Origin of the sequence: Kribbella sp. NPDC049584, assembly GCF_040675555.1 — a bacterium.
Lineage (GTDB): Bacteria > Actinomycetota > Actinomycetes > Propionibacteriales > Kribbellaceae > Kribbella.
This window is the reverse complement of the sequence record NZ_JBFAPF010000009.1, coordinates 38,182-54,773: the sequence shown is the minus strand read 5'-3', so window position 1 is coordinate 54,773 and position 16,592 is coordinate 38,182. Positions and strand designations below refer to the sequence as shown.

18 protein-coding genes are annotated in these 16,592 nt (G+C 67.1%); 14 read left to right on the top strand and 4 right to left on the bottom strand.

Going from position 1 to position 16,592, the window contains the following annotated elements; translation table 11 throughout:
* Positions 1 to 3 precede the first annotated feature (3 nt).
* The 4 genes from AB0J62_RS27675 to AB0J62_RS27660 are packed head-to-tail and all read left to right on the top strand — an operon-like array spanning position 4 to position 3,451.
* A complete protein-coding gene (locus tag AB0J62_RS27675; RefSeq protein ID WP_363877160.1) occupies positions 4 to 750 on the top strand; it encodes an NAD(P)H-binding protein in 747 nt (248 codons plus the stop codon).
* The gene (locus tag AB0J62_RS27670; RefSeq protein WP_363877158.1) at positions 747 to 1,136 is read left to right on the top strand and encodes a DUF4345 family protein; all 390 of its coding nucleotides are present in this window, start codon (positions 747 to 749) and stop codon (positions 1,134 to 1,136) included. The genes AB0J62_RS27675 and AB0J62_RS27670 overlap by 4 nt, the downstream gene beginning before the upstream one ends.
* A gap of 34 nt (positions 1,137 to 1,170) precedes the next feature.
* Complete coding sequence (locus AB0J62_RS27665) at positions 1,171 to 2,295, top strand: CaiB/BaiF CoA-transferase family protein (RefSeq protein ID WP_363877155.1); 1,125 nt, start codon at positions 1,171 to 1,173, stop codon at positions 2,293 to 2,295.
* Between the two features lie 13 nt (positions 2,296 to 2,308).
* Positions 2,309 to 3,451, top strand: coding sequence for an acyl-CoA dehydrogenase family protein (locus tag AB0J62_RS27660; RefSeq protein WP_363877153.1), 1,143 nt, complete (start codon positions 2,309 to 2,311; stop codon positions 3,449 to 3,451).
* Between the two features lie 209 nt (positions 3,452 to 3,660).
* Here the strand turns inward: AB0J62_RS27660 and AB0J62_RS27655 are convergent, their stop codons facing one another.
* From AB0J62_RS27655 to AB0J62_RS27645, 3 genes are all read right to left on the bottom strand, one after another.
* The gene (locus tag AB0J62_RS27655; RefSeq protein ID WP_363877151.1) at positions 3,661 to 4,383 is read right to left on the bottom strand and encodes a GAF and ANTAR domain-containing protein; all 723 of its coding nucleotides are present in this window, start codon (positions 4,381 to 4,383) and stop codon (positions 3,661 to 3,663) included.
* Positions 4,383 to 5,267, bottom strand: a complete 885-nt coding sequence (locus tag AB0J62_RS27650; protein WP_363877149.1) for an ANTAR domain-containing protein — start codon at positions 5,265 to 5,267, stop codon at positions 4,383 to 4,385. The genes AB0J62_RS27655 and AB0J62_RS27650 overlap by 1 nt, the downstream gene beginning before the upstream one ends.
* Positions 5,268 to 5,359: 92 nt before the next feature.
* Positions 5,360 to 5,488 (bottom strand): hypothetical protein, encoded by a 129-nt coding sequence (locus tag AB0J62_RS27645; protein ID WP_363877147.1) that lies wholly within the window; start codon positions 5,486 to 5,488, stop codon positions 5,360 to 5,362.
* Between the two features lie 151 nt (positions 5,489 to 5,639).
* Between AB0J62_RS27645 and AB0J62_RS27640 the strand changes: the two genes are divergently transcribed.
* Genes AB0J62_RS27640 through AB0J62_RS27630 form a run of 3 tightly spaced genes read left to right on the top strand, consistent with a single transcriptional unit; the run spans position 5,640 to position 7,221 of the window.
* Positions 5,640 to 6,236, top strand: coding sequence for a sulfite oxidase-like oxidoreductase (locus tag AB0J62_RS27640; RefSeq protein ID WP_363877144.1), 597 nt, complete (start codon positions 5,640 to 5,642; stop codon positions 6,234 to 6,236).
* Complete coding sequence (locus AB0J62_RS27635) at positions 6,206 to 6,958, top strand: ferredoxin reductase (protein WP_363877142.1); 753 nt, start codon at positions 6,206 to 6,208, stop codon at positions 6,956 to 6,958. Before AB0J62_RS27640 ends, AB0J62_RS27635 begins: the two co-directional genes overlap by 31 nt.
* Positions 6,955 to 7,221, top strand: coding sequence for a DUF6510 family protein (locus AB0J62_RS27630; protein ID WP_363877140.1), 267 nt, complete (start codon positions 6,955 to 6,957; stop codon positions 7,219 to 7,221). The genes AB0J62_RS27635 and AB0J62_RS27630 overlap by 4 nt, the downstream gene beginning before the upstream one ends.
* Here AB0J62_RS27630 and AB0J62_RS27625 read toward each other — a convergent pair.
* Positions 7,218 to 7,967, bottom strand: a complete 750-nt coding sequence (locus tag AB0J62_RS27625) for a MerR family transcriptional regulator (protein ID WP_363877138.1) — start codon at positions 7,965 to 7,967, stop codon at positions 7,218 to 7,220. The genes AB0J62_RS27630 and AB0J62_RS27625 overlap by 4 nt on opposite strands.
* Before the next feature lie 62 nt (positions 7,968 to 8,029).
* Here AB0J62_RS27625 and AB0J62_RS27620 point away from each other — a divergent pair, with 62 nt between their 5' ends.
* From AB0J62_RS27620 to AB0J62_RS27590, 7 genes are all read left to right on the top strand, one after another.
* On the top strand, positions 8,030 to 9,250 hold the full coding sequence (locus AB0J62_RS27620) for an acetyl-CoA C-acetyltransferase (protein WP_363877136.1): 1,221 nt from the start codon (positions 8,030 to 8,032) through the stop codon (positions 9,248 to 9,250).
* On the top strand, positions 9,247 to 11,382 hold the full coding sequence (locus tag AB0J62_RS27615) for a 3-hydroxyacyl-CoA dehydrogenase NAD-binding domain-containing protein (RefSeq protein ID WP_363877134.1): 2,136 nt from the start codon (positions 9,247 to 9,249) through the stop codon (positions 11,380 to 11,382). Before AB0J62_RS27620 ends, AB0J62_RS27615 begins: the two co-directional genes overlap by 4 nt.
* Positions 11,383 to 11,590: 208 nt before the next feature.
* The gene (locus AB0J62_RS27610) at positions 11,591 to 12,874 is read left to right on the top strand and encodes a sugar ABC transporter substrate-binding protein (protein ID WP_363877132.1); all 1,284 of its coding nucleotides are present in this window, start codon (positions 11,591 to 11,593) and stop codon (positions 12,872 to 12,874) included.
* Positions 12,871 to 13,839, top strand: coding sequence for a sugar ABC transporter permease (locus tag AB0J62_RS27605; protein ID WP_130450307.1), 969 nt, complete (start codon positions 12,871 to 12,873; stop codon positions 13,837 to 13,839). The genes AB0J62_RS27610 and AB0J62_RS27605 overlap by 4 nt, the downstream gene beginning before the upstream one ends.
* Positions 13,839 to 14,723, top strand: a complete 885-nt coding sequence (locus tag AB0J62_RS27600; protein WP_363877129.1) for a carbohydrate ABC transporter permease — start codon at positions 13,839 to 13,841, stop codon at positions 14,721 to 14,723. Before AB0J62_RS27605 ends, AB0J62_RS27600 begins: the two co-directional genes overlap by 1 nt.
* A 620-nt stretch (positions 14,724 to 15,343) precedes the next feature.
* Complete coding sequence (locus tag AB0J62_RS27595; protein WP_363877127.1) at positions 15,344 to 15,721, top strand: carboxymuconolactone decarboxylase family protein; 378 nt, start codon at positions 15,344 to 15,346, stop codon at positions 15,719 to 15,721.
* 76 nt (positions 15,722 to 15,797) lie between these two features.
* Entirely contained in the window at positions 15,798 to 16,400 is a 603-nt protein-coding gene (locus AB0J62_RS27590; RefSeq protein ID WP_363877125.1) for a DUF308 domain-containing protein, read from the top strand.
* Positions 16,401 to 16,592 lie beyond the last annotated feature (192 nt).

Here is a 16,592-nt window from a genome sequence, read left to right as displayed (position 1 = left end):
CACATGAGCTCGATCCTCGTCACCGGCGGCACCGGCACCCTCGGCCGGCCGACCGTGACCCGACTCCGGGCAACCGATCATCAGGTCCGGGTGCTGAGCCGGACTGCCGGATCCCAGCACGGCCCGGCGGTCCCTGATTGTGTCGTCGCCGACCTCACGTCCGGCGCAGGCGTCGCGGCCGCGGTCGAGGGCGCGGACGTGATCGTCCATCTGGCCACCAGCCAGGGCCGTCGCGACGTCCAGCAGGCCCGGAACCTGGTCGCCGCGGCCGCCGACGTGAAGCACGTCATCGTGATGTCGATCGCCGGGATCGACCGCATCCCACTGTCGTACTACCGCTCCAAGCTGGCGGCCGAACGTGTGGTCGCAGAGTCCGGCGTGCCGTACACGATCCTGCGGGCGACCCAGTTCCACAACCTGATCGACCGGGTCCTGAGCGTCCAGCGGTTCTTCCCGGCCGTGATCGCCCCGAGCGTCTCCTTGCAGCCGATCGCCGTCGAGGATGTCGCCGTACGCCTTGCCGAGTTGGTTGATCAGCCACCGGTGAACGGACGGGCGCCTGACATCGGTGGTCCGGAACGGCGGTCCGTGCCGGAGCTGGCCCGGCAATGGAAGCAGGCTCGGGCGGCGCGTCGCCCGGTTGTCCCGCTGCGGCTTGCGGGCAAGACGTTCCGCGCGTTCGCGGACGGTGCGGCGATGGTCGACGGGCCGGCGTACGGGCGGATCACGTTCGGGGAGTACCTCGGATGAGGACCTACGTTCGTATCGTCCTGTGGATCCTCGCCGTGATGGAGCTGCTGCTCGGGTTGTGGCTGATGATCGTCCCGAAGACGTTCTACGACCAGGTGCCGACGGTGAACTGGACGCCGCCGTACAGCGATCACCTGTTCCACGACTTCGGCGGCGCGAGTCTCGGCCTCGGCATCGTGCTGACCGCGGCCGCGATCCGGCTCGATCGGTTCTGGACCGTCATCGCTCTGATCGCCTACCTGGCGTACGCCGGGCCGCACCTGATCTTCCACCTCGGCCACCTCGACGGCGACGAGCGCACACTGTCGATCGGGCTGGCGGTGATCCTCGCGCTGATGGTCGCGCTCCCACTCAGCGCGCTGGCCGGGACTCGCAAGTTGACTTGACGACTGTGACAGTAGAACTGTCACAATAGCGCCCATGGGTCCACTCGAGGGCGTGAAGGTGGTCGAGCTGGCCGGGATCGGCCCGGCGCCGTTCGCGTGCATGATGCTGGCCGAGCTCGGCGCCGACGTGCTCCGCATCGATCGCCCCGGCGGCAACGTGTCGATGGGTCCGCCTGAACTCGACCTACTGAACCGCGGCCGCCGGAGCGCGGTACTCGACCTCAAGCAGCCGGCCGCGGTCGACGTCGTACGGCGGCTTGTCGCGCAGGCCGATGTACTGATCGAAGGTTTCCGGCCCGGTGTTGCCGAGCGGCTCGGGCTCGGGCCGGAGGAGTGCCACGCGATCAACCCGCGCCTGGTCTACGGGCGGATGACCGGCTGGGGCCAGGACGGTCCGCTCGCGCAGACGGCCGGGCACGACATCGACTACCTCGGGTTGTCGGGCGCCCTGCACCTGATCGGCCGAGCCGGCGGACCGCCGCAGGTGCCCGCGAACCTGCTCGGCGACTTCGCAGGCGGATCGCTCTACCTGGTGATCGGCGTACTCGCGGCGCTGCACAGTGGTGAGGGCCAGGTTGTCGACGCGGCAATCGTGGACGGATCGGCGCATCTGACCACGATGTTGCTCGGTGCGCTCGCGGCCGGGTCATGGCGGCAGGACCGCGGGACGAACCTGCTCGACACGGGTGCGCCGTTCTACGACGTCTACGAAACTGCCGACGGGAAGCACCTGTCGGTCGGTGCGCTCGAACCGCAGTTCTACGCGGAACTGATCGAGAAGCTCGGCATCGATGCGCCCGACCGCAACGACCCGTCGAACTGGCCTGCCCTCCGCAAGCTCCTCGCCGAGACTTTCCGGCAACGGACCCAGGCGGAATGGACGGCACTGTTCGATGGCTCGGATGCCTGCGTCGCACCCGTCCTGCCACTCGCCGCCGACCACCCGCATCTCGTTGCCCGAGGCACCTTTGTGGACCACCACGGCGTCCGGCAGCCGGCCCCCGCACCACGTTTCGACCGTACGCCGACCAGCCTGGGCCGTCCGCCGGCGCGTCCGGGAGAGCACACCCGGGAGGCCCTGACCGACTGGGGCATCACCGACGTCGACGACCTGCTGGAATCCGGCGCCGCCCAACAGGATTCAACACCGCAGAACTGAGAGGAAACCGCCCGTGGAACGTCAGCTCTTCGACGCCGATCACGATGCCTTCCGGGAGAGCGTTCGCGCGTTCTGCGAGAAGGAGATCGTCCCGCACCACGACAGCTGGGAGGACGCCGGGATCGTGCCGCGCGAACTGTGGACCGCAGCCGGCGAGGCGGGCCTGCTCGGCTTCATGATGCCGGAGGAGTACGGCGGGGGTGGTGCGCGGGACTTCCGGTTCAACGCCGTGCTGATCGAGGAGCTGACCCGGGTCCGCGCGAGTGGGGTCGGCTTCACGATCCACACCGACATCAACTCGGCGTACCTGCTCGACTATGCGACGCCGGAGCAGAAGCAACGCTGGCTGCCGGCGTTCTGCGCGGGGGAGACGATCAGCGCGATCGCGATGACGGAGCCCGGCGCGGGCAGTGACCTGCAAGGCATCCAGACCACCGCGCGCCGCGACGGCGACCACTATGTGCTGAACGGGCAGAAGACGTTCATCTCCAACGGGATCCTCGCCGACCTGGTGATCGTGGTCGCGAAGACCGACCCGGCCGCCGGTGCGCAGGGCATCTCGCTGATCGTGGTCGAGCGGGGCATGCCCGGGTTCGAGCGCGGGCGGAACCTGGACAAGATCGGCCTCAAGGCGCAGGACACCGCGGAGCTGTTCTTCGACGACGTCCGGGTGCCGGTGGAGAATCTGCTCGGTGAGGAGGGTAAGGGCTTCATCTACCTGATGGAGAAGCTGCCACAGGAGCGTCTGACGATCGCGGTCGTCGCGGCCGCGGCGTGCGAGAACATGCTCGACGACACGTTGCGCTACGTGAAGGACCGCAAGGCGTTCGGCCGCCCTATCGGTTCGTTCCAGAACAGCCGCTTCGTCCTCGCGGAGCTCGCCACCGAGACTCAGATCGCCCGGGTGTTCGTCGATCGCTGCATCGAGGAGCTGAACGCCGGCACGTTGACCGTGGCCGAGGCCGCGATGGCGAAATGGTGGACCACCGAACTGCAGAAGAAGGTCGTCGACCGTTGCCTGCAGCTCCACGGCGGCTACGGCTTCATGACCGAATACCCGATCGCGAAGGCCTACCTCGACACCCGCATCCAGACCATCTACGGCGGCACCACCGAGATCATGAAGGAGATCATCGGCCGCACGCTGGGGGTCTAGCCGCAGGGTGCCCGTCGCCCGGTGCGCACGCGGTGACGTCGTGGCGGCGGGGCCTGCGTCTGTTCGTCAGCGATGCAGTGGGAGGCGTCCAAGCTGACCTGGTGTCGCGCTAACCCCTCCCAGGAGCGCGCCACAGCCGGCGCCGGGGTCTAGGGCATGCCTGAACAGATTTGCCCAGAATAACGGGCTTGTCAGCGACGCACCACAGCTCAGTCCGGCGACTTGACCAGGGTCAGCCGGGCTTCGACGACATCGGAGGCGACATCGGTGAGGCGCCGGTTGTTGGCTCGCGCGTACGAGCGCAGTATGTCGAACGCCACGTCGACGGCGATGTCGAGGCTGTGGCTGAGGAATCCCTTTGCCTGCTCGATCAGGATCCGGCTGTTCAGCGCGTTCTGGAGCTGCTCGGTGACGATCTCCTGGCGGGCGAGGGCGCGCTGGTGGAGGATGCCGATGGTTGCGGCGTCGGCCAATGCCTGACCCAAGGTGATCGTGTCGGCATCCTGTTGGCCGGTGCTCTTGCTGAACAGGTTGACCGCGCCGAGGACAGTGTCACGCAACCGCATCGGCAGCGCCTGCACCGACAGGTAGCCGCCGTCGATCGCGGTCGCGGTGAAGCGGGGCCAGCGGCCACGGGCGTTGCGGAGGTCGGGATGCTGCACCGGCTGACCGGTGGTGAACGCGTCCATACAGGGGCCTTCGAGGCTCTGTAACTGGGCGAGCTCGACCATGCGGGCCTGCTCGGTGGACGCCGCGACCAGGTTCAGTGCGCCGTGATGGTCGGCCAGCAGGATGCCGCAGGCCGAGACGCCGAGCAGCTCGCTGCAGCGTGCGGCGAGCCGGTCCAGGAACTCGATGATGTCGAAATCGTCGACGAGAGTGTCCGACAGCTCGATGAACACCTCTCGCACCCTTCGGTCGGATGCAGTCATCAGTCCTCCTCCTGTTCCTTCTCGACGTTGCCGGGGCGTTTTGTCTTCGGTCCGGATGATCCTGGCGGGTCGGGGTCGCCGGTGTCGCCGTCGAGCTGCAGACGACCGGCCATCACGTCGATCGCGACGCTCTGCAACGACAGTCCGTTGCTGTAGGCGTGAGCCCGCAGACGGGCCAGCGCGTCGGTCACGCTGATGCGCTCCTGCGATGCCAGGCGGCCGGCCGCCTGATGTACTTCGGCCCGTCGGGCGGTGAAGGCCGCGTCGATGACCCCGTCCAGGTCCGCGCTGATGCCCTGGCGCTGGTCCAGCGCGAGCACGAACACGGCATCGGCATACACCAGCGCGTCGGCCACCTGGTCGCTGTACAGCGGTCCCGGTTGTGTCCGGTACACGGTCAGGACGCCGAGCTTGGCAGCTCCGGCAGCAACCGGGAACGCGAAGACGCCGTGCACGCCGCGGTCGGTGCCGGCGGTTGCGAACGCGGGCCACCGACGTCCGGCCGCAACGCCGGCCAGCTCCGTCTCGAACACCGGTGCATTGGCGGCGCTCGCCTCGCCGCTCGGGCCCTCGCCCAGCTCGAACTGGAGCTCGTCCAGCTCACCGATCTCCGGATCGGTGGCGAGCAGAGGCTCGAGAAGTCCGCCGGACCGCGTCATCGCCAGCCCGGCACCCGTTGCCGAGAGCGCCTGTGCACAGGCCGACACAGCGTGTTGCAGCGACGGGGCAGTGCCTTCGCCGTCGGCAACGGCTCTGATTGCCCCCCACACCCTCGCGCTGCGGTCGTGATCCACCTGTCCGTCCAGACTCGAACCGCCGTCGGGCGGATGCTCCACCCTAACGGCCGAATCGTCGATGATCTGTTTCATCGCGCCGCGCGCCACCAAGCGTCCTTGTACTGTCGCCTCGAGCGAGGTCCGTCGACCCGTCGCTGCGGCAACCACTCGCGTGTGACCAGTGCCTGATCTCGCGATCCTCACTCCTCGACAGGGTCTTCGTCGGGCGGCGCCTCTACGTCGGACTCCGGCGCCGTGGCTTCCTCGGGCCGGGTCCGCGGGGTCGTCCTGTCGGTGATTGCCGACGGCACGCCATGCCACTCGCTCATCAGTGCTCCTCCCGGACGCAGCGCGATGCGCGAGCCAGGGTCCGGGGCAGCGCCGTGTGAATCCAAAAGTCTAGTCCGATGCGGGCCCCGTGGCGCTGCCGTAGCGCGGGTCGGCATGATTGACTGCCTGCAGGAGTCGAGGGAGGTCGTCATGGGCATCGTGTCTCCTGGATTCACCGGTCGGCGGCGTGGCGGGACAGAGCTTCCGCCCGGGCAGTACCTGACCCGTGATTTCCCGGTCTTGTCAGCGGGACCGACCCCGCATGTGCTTCCGGAGCACTGGGAGTTCACCGTCACCAGCGAGACGGGTGAGAAGTACAGGTGGGACTGGGCCGCGCTGATGGCGTTGCCGGCCGAGGAGATCACCAAGGACATCCACTGCGTGACCCGGTGGTCGAAGCTGGAGACGACCTGGAAGGGCGTGTCGCTCGACACGCTGCTCGCGGACGTCGAGACCGGCGCCGACTACGCGATGGCACACAGCTACGGCGGTTACACGACGAACGTGCCCATGGACGACCTGCTCGACGGGCAGTCCTGGATCGCCTACGAGTACGACGGCGAGCCGCTGGACCCCGAGCACGGCGGACCGGCCCGGCTGCTCGTCCCGCATCTGTACTTCTGGAAGAGCGCCAAGTGGGTCCGCGGCCTGGTGCTTTCCGACACCGAGGACCTCGGCTTCTGGGAGACGGCCGGCTACCACGAGTACGGAGACCCATGGAAAGAACAGCGATACGCCGGCGACTGATGTGGCAGGTCGCCACGGTCACCGGCGTACGGCGTGAGACCGAGACGGCTCGGACGATCGAGCTTGAGGTACCGGACTGGCCGGGGCATGTCGCCGGGCAGCACCTCGACGTACGGCTGACCGCGCCCGACGGATACCGGGCATCGAGGTCGTACTCGATCGCCTCGGCGTGGAGCGGGTCGACCATTGAACTGACGGTGGAGCAGGTGCCCGGCGGCGAGGTCTCGCCGTACCTGGTCGACGTGCTGAACGTCGGCGATCCGCTGGAGATCCGCGGACCGGTCGGCGGCTGGTTCGTCTGGAAGCCGGAGCAGGACGGCCCGGTGCAGCTGATCGGCGGCGGATCGGGTGTCGTCCCGCTGCGCGCGATGTTGCGTGCGCATGCCTCGGCCGGCAGTACGACGCCGTTCCGGCTGCTGTACTCCGTGCGGCGTCCGGAGTCCGTGATCTACGTGAGCGACCTCAAGGAGCTCGCCTCGTCGGACGATGTCGACGTCCGGCTGGTGTACACGCGGGATGCGCCGGCGGGGGAGCCGCGCGTCGGCCGGATCGATGCCGACGTGCTCTCGGAGTACGCGTTCAAGCCGGAGGACGGCGCGACGACGTACGTGTGCGGGCCGACGCCGTTCGTGGAGACGGTGGCGGATCTACTCGTCGCGGCGGGGCACGATCCGGCGCGCGTGAGGACAGAACGATTCGGACCGACTGGAGGCTCGCGATGAGTGAGACGAACTATCTGGACGGCAACGCGGCCGCCGGATCCCTGAGCGAGCTCTTCGCCGTCGATCTGACCTCGGCCATCGCGCAGTGCAACGGCTGCGGCCGCACGAGCGTCTTCGCGGAGGCCCACGTCTTCGTCGACGCTCCGGGCATGGTGGCCCGCTGCCCGGGCTGCGACTCCGTGCTCCTGCGCGTCGTCACCCGGCCGAACGATACGTACCTCGACCTCCGAGGGCTGACCTACCTGCGGGTCCCGAGCTCCTAACGAGGTTTGTTCCGGGTCCGGCGGATCGTGTCGCGCTGGGTCTCTCCGACGGCTCGTTCGTAGGCGAGGACCAGGCCCTGGATCGTGACGGGCTTGAAGCGTTCGACCAGGTGCTGGATGTGCTCGGGCGGGCCGCCGGAGTCGCGGTAGTGCGGCCAGACCTTGGTGCGGAAGACCTCGGTCAGTTCCTCAGCGAGGGCGCGGCCGTGTTCGGTGAAGATGCGGCCGGCGTCCAGCACCGCCTCGACCGGCAGGTCCAGGTCGAGCAGTTCGACGCCGAGGCTGAGGTGCGCGGTCGCGACCTGGAACACGTCCTCGTCCGGCGTCGGCTCGACGACGCCGAGCGCGACCAGCATCTCGATGTCGTCGTCGCTGAGCTCGCGGCCGGTACGCCGTACCAGCGCTGTCCGATCAAGCGTTTCAGGGAGGTCGCGCATCCACGGCGTCAGCAGTGTGCGATGCAGCGCGATGTCCTGCGGGGTCGCGTCGGCCGGGATCCGGTCGAGGTATCCCTCGATCGCCTGCAGCGTGAAACCGTGCGCCTGGAGTTCGCGCACGAGGTCGAGGCGGGCGATGTGCTCGGGTCCGTAGTACCCGACCCTTCCGCGTCTGATCGGCGGCGGGATCAGGCCCCGGCCCGCGTAGAACCGCAAAGTGCGCACAGTCATTCCGACGCGCGCCGACAGTTCGTCAACTGTCAGCGTGGCGTCATCGGTGTGTGTGCCAGCCCCCGAGACATCCGACATGGCGGAGATCATAACGACCCGCACTTGACCATCATGACAGTTCAACTGTCACAATCGGCTCCATGACCAGTGAAGCGTTTCTGTACGACGCGATCCGGACTCCGCGCGGCAAGGGCAAACCGACCGGCGCGCTGCACGAGGTCAAGCCGATCCAGCTGATCACCGGCTTGCTGCAGGAGCTGCGCACGCGGCATCCCGACCTGGACGCCACCGCGATCGACGACGTCGTCCTCGGGGTCGTCACGCCGATCGGTGACCAGGGCATGGATATCGCGCGCACCGCCGTACTGATGGCCGGCTATCCGGAGACGACCGGCGGCGTCCAGCTGAACCGCTTCTGTGCCTCCGGTCTGGAGGCGGTCAACCAGGCGGCGCAACGGGTGCGGTCCGGTTGGGAGGACTTCATCCTCGCCGGCGGTGTCGAGTCGATGTCGCGGGTCAAGATGGGCTCCGACGGCGGTGCTTGGGCGATGGATCCGGAGACGGCGCTCGAGACCGGCTTCATCCCGCAGGGCATCAGCGCCGACCTGATCGCGACCATCGACGGTTTCTCGCGGACCGATGTCGACGCGTACGCCGCCGAGTCGCACGCCCGCGCCGCGAAGGCCTGGGCGAACGGGTACTTCGCCCGCTCCGTCGTACCGGTGACGGATCGCAACGGCCTGCAGATCCTGGACCATGACCAACTGGTCCGCCCGGGAACTTCGGTCGAGACGCTCGCGGGGCTGCCGCTGTCGTTCGCGGCGATCGGGGAGCACGGCGGGTTCGCCGCGGTCGCGCTGGAGAAGTACCTGACCGTCGAGCGGATCGAGCACGTGCATCACGCCGGCAACTCGTCCGGCATCGTCGACGGCGCCGCGCTGGTTGCTGTGGGCAACGAGAAGGCCGGTGAGGCGCTCGGTCAGGCCCCGCGCGGCCGGGTGGTCGCTGTCGGTGTCAGCGGCGCGGATCCGACCATCATGCTGACCGGCCCGGCGCCGGCCGCCCGGAAGGCGCTGGCTCGCGCCGGACTGGATGCTTCGGACATCGATCTCTTCGAGATGAACGAGGCGTTCGCGGCCGCGGTCATGCACTTCATGAAGGATCTCGGCGTACCGCACGAGAAGGTGAACGTGAACGGCGGCGCGATCGCGCTCGGTCACCCGCTCGGCGCCACCGGCGCGATGCTGATCGGAACCCTGCTGGACGAGCTGGAGCGGCGCGAGCTCCGGTACGGACTGGCCACCCTGTGCGTCGGCGGCGGGATGGGCGTCGCGACGATCATCGAGAGGCTTGCGGCATGATCGACTGGACCAACTCCGACGGCATCGTCACGCTGACCCTGAACGACCCGTCCGCCTCGGCGAACACGATGAACGACGCGTATCTGGCGGCGATGGGCTCGGCCGTCGAGCGGCTGCAGGCGGAGAAGGAGTCGGTGCGCGGCGTCGTCATCACCAGCGCCAAGCCGACGTTCTTCGCGGGCGGCAACCTGGAGATGCTGTCGAAGATCCAGCCGTCGGATGCACCACAGGTGTTCGACACCGTCGAGGAGGTGAAGCGGCAGCTCAGGGCCCTGGAAACGTTGGGTGTACCGGTCGTTGCCGCGATCAACGGATCGGCGCTCGGCGGCGGCCTGGAGATCGCGCTCGCCTGCCATCACCGGATCGTTGCCGACGACAACCGGATCGAACTCGGCGTACCCGAGGTCACGCTCGGTCTGCTGCCGGGCGGCGGGGGAGTGACCCGCACGGTCCGGATGCTTGGACTGCAGGACGCGCTGATGAAGGTGCTGCTGCAGGGCCAGCGGATGAAGCCCGCGCATGCCTTGTCGGTCGGGATCGTCGATGAGGTCGTAGCCCCTGAGGATTTGCTCGACGCGGCGCGCCGGTGGATCACGGCGTACGACGGTGACGCCAAGCAACCGTGGGACCGGGAGGGCTACAAGATCCCGGGTGGTACGCCGTCCTCGCCGAAGCTGGCCGCGTTCCTGCCGGCCTTTCCGGCGAACCTGCGCAAGCAGCTCAAGGGCGCGCCGTACCCGGCGCCGCGAGCGATCATGAGCGCTGCGGTCGAGGGCAGCCAGGTCGACTTCGCGACGGCCTCGCGGATCGAGTCGCGGTATTTCGTCTCGCTCGCCACCGGGCAGATCGCGAAGAACATGATCCAGGCGTTCTTCTTCGACCTGCAGTCGATCAACGCGGGCGGGTCGCGGCCTTCCGACGTACCTCGCTTCTCGGCTCGCAAGGTCGGGGTCCTGGGTGCGGGGATGATGGGCGCGGGGATCGCGTACGTGTGCGCGAAGGCCGGCATCGAGGTCGTGCTGAAGGACGTCTCGCTGGAGGCGGCTGCGCGCGGCAAGGAGTACTCCGAGAAGCTGCTCGCGAAGCAGGTGTCGAAGGGCCGCATGTCCGCGTCGGAGGTCGAGGAGTTCCTCAGCCGGATCACGCCGACCGGGGACCCGAACGATCTGGCCGGGTGCGACCTGGTGATCGAGGCGGTCTTCGAGGACGCGGGTCTCAAGCAGAAGGTGTTCGCGGAGATCGCCGGCGTGGTCGAGCCGGACGCGTTGCTCTGCTCGAACACGTCGACGCTGCCGATCACCTCGCTGGCCGACGGGATCGACCGGCCGGACGACTTCATCGGCATGCACTTCTTCTCGCCGGTCGACCGGATGCCGCTGGTCGAGCTGATCGTGGGGGCGAAGACGTCCGACACGGCGATCGCCCGCGCCTACGACGTCGTACGGCAGATCAAGAAGACGCCGATCGTGGTCAACGACAGCCGCGGGTTCTTCACGTCGCGGGTCTTCGGCACGCTCGTGATGGAAGGCGCCGCGATGGTTGCCGAGGGTATCGACCCGGTGATGATCGAGCGGGCCGCAACCCAGGCCGGTTTCCCGGCGCCGCCGCTGGCGATGCTCGACGAGGTGACGCTGACCCTGCCGCAGAAGATCCGCGACGCTGCTCGCGCGGCCGGCGACAGCGCCGGGGCATTCGACGAGCATCCCGGGATGGCGGTTGCCGATCGGCTGGTCAACGAGTTCGGCCGGCGCGGTAAGGCCGCTGGTGCCGGGTTCTACGACTATCCGTCGGACGGCCCGAAGCGTTTGTGGCCAGGACTGTGGGAGCACTTTGCCCGTGACAACGACGTACCGCTGATCGATCTGCAGGAGCGGATGTTGTTCGCGATGGCGCTCGAGACCGTGAAGTGTCTCGACGAGGGAGTGCTGCGATCGGTGCCGGATGCCAACATCGGATCGATCTTCGGCATCGGTTTCCCGCCGCTGCACGGAGGTGCGCTGCAGTACGTCAACGCCTACGGGCTGCAAGCTTTCGTTGCCCGGTCGCGCGAATTGGCCGCTGTATACGGTGCACGCTTCGAGCCGTCGGAACCGCTGGTCCGAAGGTCTGCCGCCGGTGAGATGTTTACGTGATCACGGCCTGACAACATTCCACACATTCCAACAAAGAAGGTCGCAGTCCGGTCTTGCGCACGGCGCACTTTTGAGTCATCGTGCTAGGCACTTCTACAACGATTGACCTGTAGTAATGTGTGCCAACTCAGAGATGCTTAACGTCGTTAAGTAACTCGGAACCGTGCGTCGTACCCCTGCGACGTTCCCTCTCGGGAAGGTGGAATTCATGCCTGCTCATGTTCCGAACGCCGGATTGTCCCGGCGGGATCTACTCAAGCGGACCGGTGGACTGGCCGCACTCGCCGCGTTCACCGCGGCCTGCGGCGGCAATACCGGCCGACCGTCCTCAGGGGGCGGAGGCGGCGGAACGAAGGTCAACCTGTCGCAGTGGTACCACCAGTACGGCGAGACAGGCACCCAGCAGGCCGCGCAGAGGTACGCCAAGGCCTACACCGACGCGAACGTCGCGGTGCAGTGGACCCCAGGTGACTACGACGCCAAACTCGCGTCCGGCCTGCTGTCCAGCAAAGGCCCGGATGTCTTCGAGGGTCACTTCAACATCGCCATGGTGAAGAGCAACCAGGTGGTGCCGCTGGACGACATCATGTCCGACGTCAAGGACGACTTCCAGCCGGGCGACCTGGCAACCAACACGCTCGACGGCAAGATCTACGGGATCCGGATGATCATCGACCCGCAGGTCATCTACTACCGCAAGAGCCTGTTGGACAAGGCCGGAATCAAGCCGCCGGAGACGGTCGACGACCTGATCTCCGCGGCGAAGGAACTCACCACGAACAAGGTGAAGGGCATCTTCGTCGGCAACGACGGCGGCAACGTCATGGGCGGGCCGGCGCTGTATTCGTCCGGCGGGGAGTTCCTGACCAAGGACAACAAGCCCGGCTTCACCGATGCCCGGGCCGCCCAGGCCTTCGGCAAACTTCACGAGCTCTATGCGAGCAAGAGCATCCTGCTCGGCGCGCCGACGGACTGGTGGGACCCGACCGCCATCAACCAGGGCCTGGTAGCGATGCAGTTCATCGGCATGTGGGCGGTGCCGGGCATGCAGAAGGCGCTGGGCGACGACATCGGCGTCATCCCGTTCCCGAAGCTCGACGCGCAGGCCCAGCCGGCCGTGTACTCCGGCGGCTGGACGCAGTTCGTCTCCGCGAAGAGCCCGAACATCGACGCGGCGAAGAAGTTCGTCAAGTGGCTGTGGATCGACAAGACGGACTACCAGGAGGACTGGTCGCTGAACTACGGCTTCCACATTCCGCCGCGCAAGAGCCTTGCGGCCAAGGCCTCCAAGCTGCAGAGCGGCGTCGCTGCCGACACGGTCAAGCTGACCCAGGACCACGGCTACACCGACAACCCGGCGTGGACGCCGAAGATGGGCACGGCGTTCGGGGACATGCTGACCAACGTCATCAAGAAGGGAGCCGACCCCGCCGCCGAGATCGCGAAAGCCGAGAAGACAGTCAACGCTGAGCTTTCCCGGTTGTTCGGATGAGCGCTCCGACCAAGACGCCGTCGGCCGCGGACTCCGTCACCACTGGTGAGCGACGGAGACCGCGGCGGCGCCGGCAGAAGGGGATCGCCGGAAACACCCTGTGGTTCTGGGTGTTCGTCGGGCCGTTCGTGCTCGGCCTGCTGATCTTCTCGTACCTGCCGATCATCTGGAGCCTGGTCCTCAGCTTCTTCGAGGCCTACAACACCGCGACGCCGTCGAAGTTCGTCGGGCTCCGCAACTACATCGACATGCTCACCGACCACAACTTCCTGTCCAGCCTGGGCACGTTCACGATCTTCGCGGTGTTCATCGTGCCGCTGACGTTCGTGCTCTCGCTCGTGCTGGCGTTGCTGGTCAACCAGGTCAAGATCGCGCGGGCGTTCTTCCGATCGGTGTTCTTCCTGCCGACCGCGTGCTCGTACGTCGTGGCGTCGCTGATCTGGCGCTTGTCGATCTTCAACGGTGTCCGGTTCGGCCTGGCCAACACGGTGCTCGGCTGGTTCGGGATCGACAACATTGCTTGGCTCTCGACGGTCTCGCCACCGTGGTACTGGCTCCCGCTGGTCACCGTCCGGTTGTGGTTGCAGCTCGGGTTCTACATGATCCTGTTCATCGCGGGGCTGCAGCGGATCTCGCCGACGCTGTACGAGGCGGCGTACGTCGACGGGGCGAAGCCCGGGTGGCAGGTCTTCCGGTACATCACGCTGCCCCAACTGCGGGCGACGTCGGTCGCCGTACTGATCCTCAACCTGATCGCGGCGTACCAGGCGTTCGACGAGTTCTACAACCTGATCGGCAACGTGAACTACGCGCGGCCGCCGCTGGTCTACCTGTACGGCATCTCGCTCGGCTCGATCCAGGACCTCGGGCACGGCTCAGCCGGCGCCCTGATCCTGGCGGTCATCATCATGATCGTGACGCTGCTGCAGAGCCGGATCTTCGGCTTCGGAAAGGCGGGCGACTGATGGCAGTCTCGGAGCGTACGACGGGAACGCCGCAACCGATCGGCTTCACCCAGAGCACTATGGGGCGGGTCGGCATGGTGCTGCGGTGGATCGCACTGTTCATCGCGGTCGTGCTGTTCCTGCTGCCGTTCTACCTGATCCTGCGCAATGCGCTGTCGACCGAGGCCGACATCACGGCGCCGACGTGGACGTTGTTCCCGTCGCATCTGCAATGGAGCAACATCAAGGAACTGTTCGACGACACCCAGGTCCCGATGGCGCGGGCGCTGTACAACTCGGCCGTTGTCGGCATCCTGGGTACGGCGGGGCAGTTGCTGTTGGCATCTATGGCTGGGTATGGATTGGCGCGGATCCCTTACCGTCACGCGGACAAGATCTTCTACGCGATCGTCGCCACGTTGATGATCCCGGGCGCCGTGACCTTCATCCCGTCGTTCATCGTGGTGTCGTCGCTCGGCTGGGTGTCGTCCCTGCGGGGCCTGATCATCCCGACGCTGTTCAGCGGGTTCGCGGCGTTCCTGTTCCGGCAGTACTTCCTCGGCTTCCCACGGGAGCTCGAGGAGGCGGCGCGGGTTGACGGCGCCGGGTATTTCGGGGTGTTCTGGCGGATCGTCGTACCGAACTCGTTGCCGTTCTTCGCTGCTTTGGCGGCCATCACCTTCATCGGCAACTGGAACTCGTTCCTCTGGCCGTTGGTCATCGGCCAGGACTCGTCCTCGTGGACGATCCAGGTGGCCATGTCGACGTTCATCACCGCCCAAACCATCAACATCCACGAACTCTTCATGGCCGTAGCGGTCTCCATCCTCCCGCTGGTCCTAATCTTCGCCTTCCTCCAGCGCTACCTAATCCAAGGCGTAACCCAGTCCGGCATCAAAGACTAAAAGGACACCGCTCCGCGGCGGCTGTTTTGTTGGCCGCCTCCGGCGGCGTGCATGTCCGTCCACTGGGCAACTGCCCGGCGAATGGCACGAACCGACGGGCAGCGGTCCAAAGGACACCGCTTCGCGGCGGCTGTTTTGCTGGCCGCCTTCGGCGGCGTACGAATCGGTCTACTGGGCAATCGCCCGGCGCACCGCACGAACCGGCGGGGAGTCCACCAGGCTCCCCGCCGCGTTGCGCTGGTCACGCTCCAAGGGACACCGCTTCGCGGCGGGCTGTCTTATTGGCCGCCTCCGGCGGCGTGCGTGTCGGTCCACCGGGCAACTGCCCCGGCGCGCCGCACGAACCGGCGGGGAGTCCACCCGGCTCCCCGCCGCGTCAGGCTGGCCGGCGCGCGGACGGCTCGAATCGTCTCGGGAATGTCCCGCGCTTGTGCTCATCGTCTTCTGATGCCACAGGGCCCAGTGTCCATGCCTCCTTGGCGCCGGCTGGAGTCGAACCCGCTGCGCGGATCATCCGCTCCGGGTGACGTATCTGAGCGGTGGCCGCGATCTCATCGAAGGGTCGTGATGACGACAGCCATGGGTCACGCGTTCGCGACCCGGAAGGGAGTGCTCAGCTCATGGACGACCAGGCCGCAACACCGATCCTCGACACTCTGAGCGCCATGACGACTGCGTCGCTCATCGAGTCCGACCTCGACCCGCAGACCCTGATGGTGGCGCGATTGGCCGCACTCGTCGCAGTCGACGCACCCGCCGAGTCCTACCTGCTGAACATCGGCCCGGCAGCCGAGGCCGGCCTGACCCTCGAAGTCGCCCAATCGGTGCTCGTCACCGTCGCACCCATCGTCGGCGCACCCCGGGTGCTGGCGGCCACCACGAAGATCGTCCAGTCGCTGGGCGTCGCGGTTGCCCTCAGCGAGGCCGTACTGACGGCCGCCGCCGAGGAAGCCGCCGAATCCCGCGCCGCACAGTCGGACGGATCCGCGACCTCTTGATTCGCTATCTCTGCAGGCATAGCGTCCCGGCATAGCGTCGGTCTCGCTTGGTGGAACTGGACAAAGGGGGATCCACATGGTGACCGCGGAGCGGATGATCGTGCGGGAGGCAGCCCGCTACTGGTGGGTCTTCCTGATCTCGGGGGTCGTGTGGCTGCTGATCGCCTGGCTGGTGCTACGCCTGAACAGCACCTCGATCGCCACCGTCGGGGTGCTGTTGGGGGTGGTGTTCCTCCTGGCCGGGATCAACGAGGTAGGGGTGGCGACCCTGACCCCCGGCGGCTGGAAGATCTGGCACTACATCCTGGCCGTCATCTTCTTCCTGGGCGCGCTATACGGCTTCATCCGGCCGGTCAACACCTTCTTCGCCCTTGCCTCGGTGCTGGGACTGATCCTCTTCTTGTACGGCGCCTTCGACATTATCCAGGCCATCGCCTCGCGGCCGGTGAACCCGTACTGGTGGCTCAGCCTGATCACCGGGATCCTGCTGGTCCTGCTGGCGTTCTGGGTGTCGGGCTCGGACCGGGTGTACAACCTGGGCCAGCGAGCCTTTCTGATCTTGTTCTGGGTCGGGTTCCTGGCGCTGTTCCGGGGCTTTTCCCAGATCGTCATGGCCTTCACTGTCCGCCACGCAGGACACGAGGCCGCTAGCACGCTCGGCGACACCAGCCCTGGCTAGCCAACGACCCGGCGAGCACCGAAGTCGCCAGCCTGCCGGCGCTCGGAACGCCACCAGCGGGCTCCAGCACCTTCACGCCATCAGCCAACCGTTGCGCTGATACTGAGAAGGGTTCCGCCGGCTTGGTGCTCGCCGCGGTCGAACCCTCTAACCGCTGATCCCTTTCAGCGCGCGCTATTCATGCACCTGGCG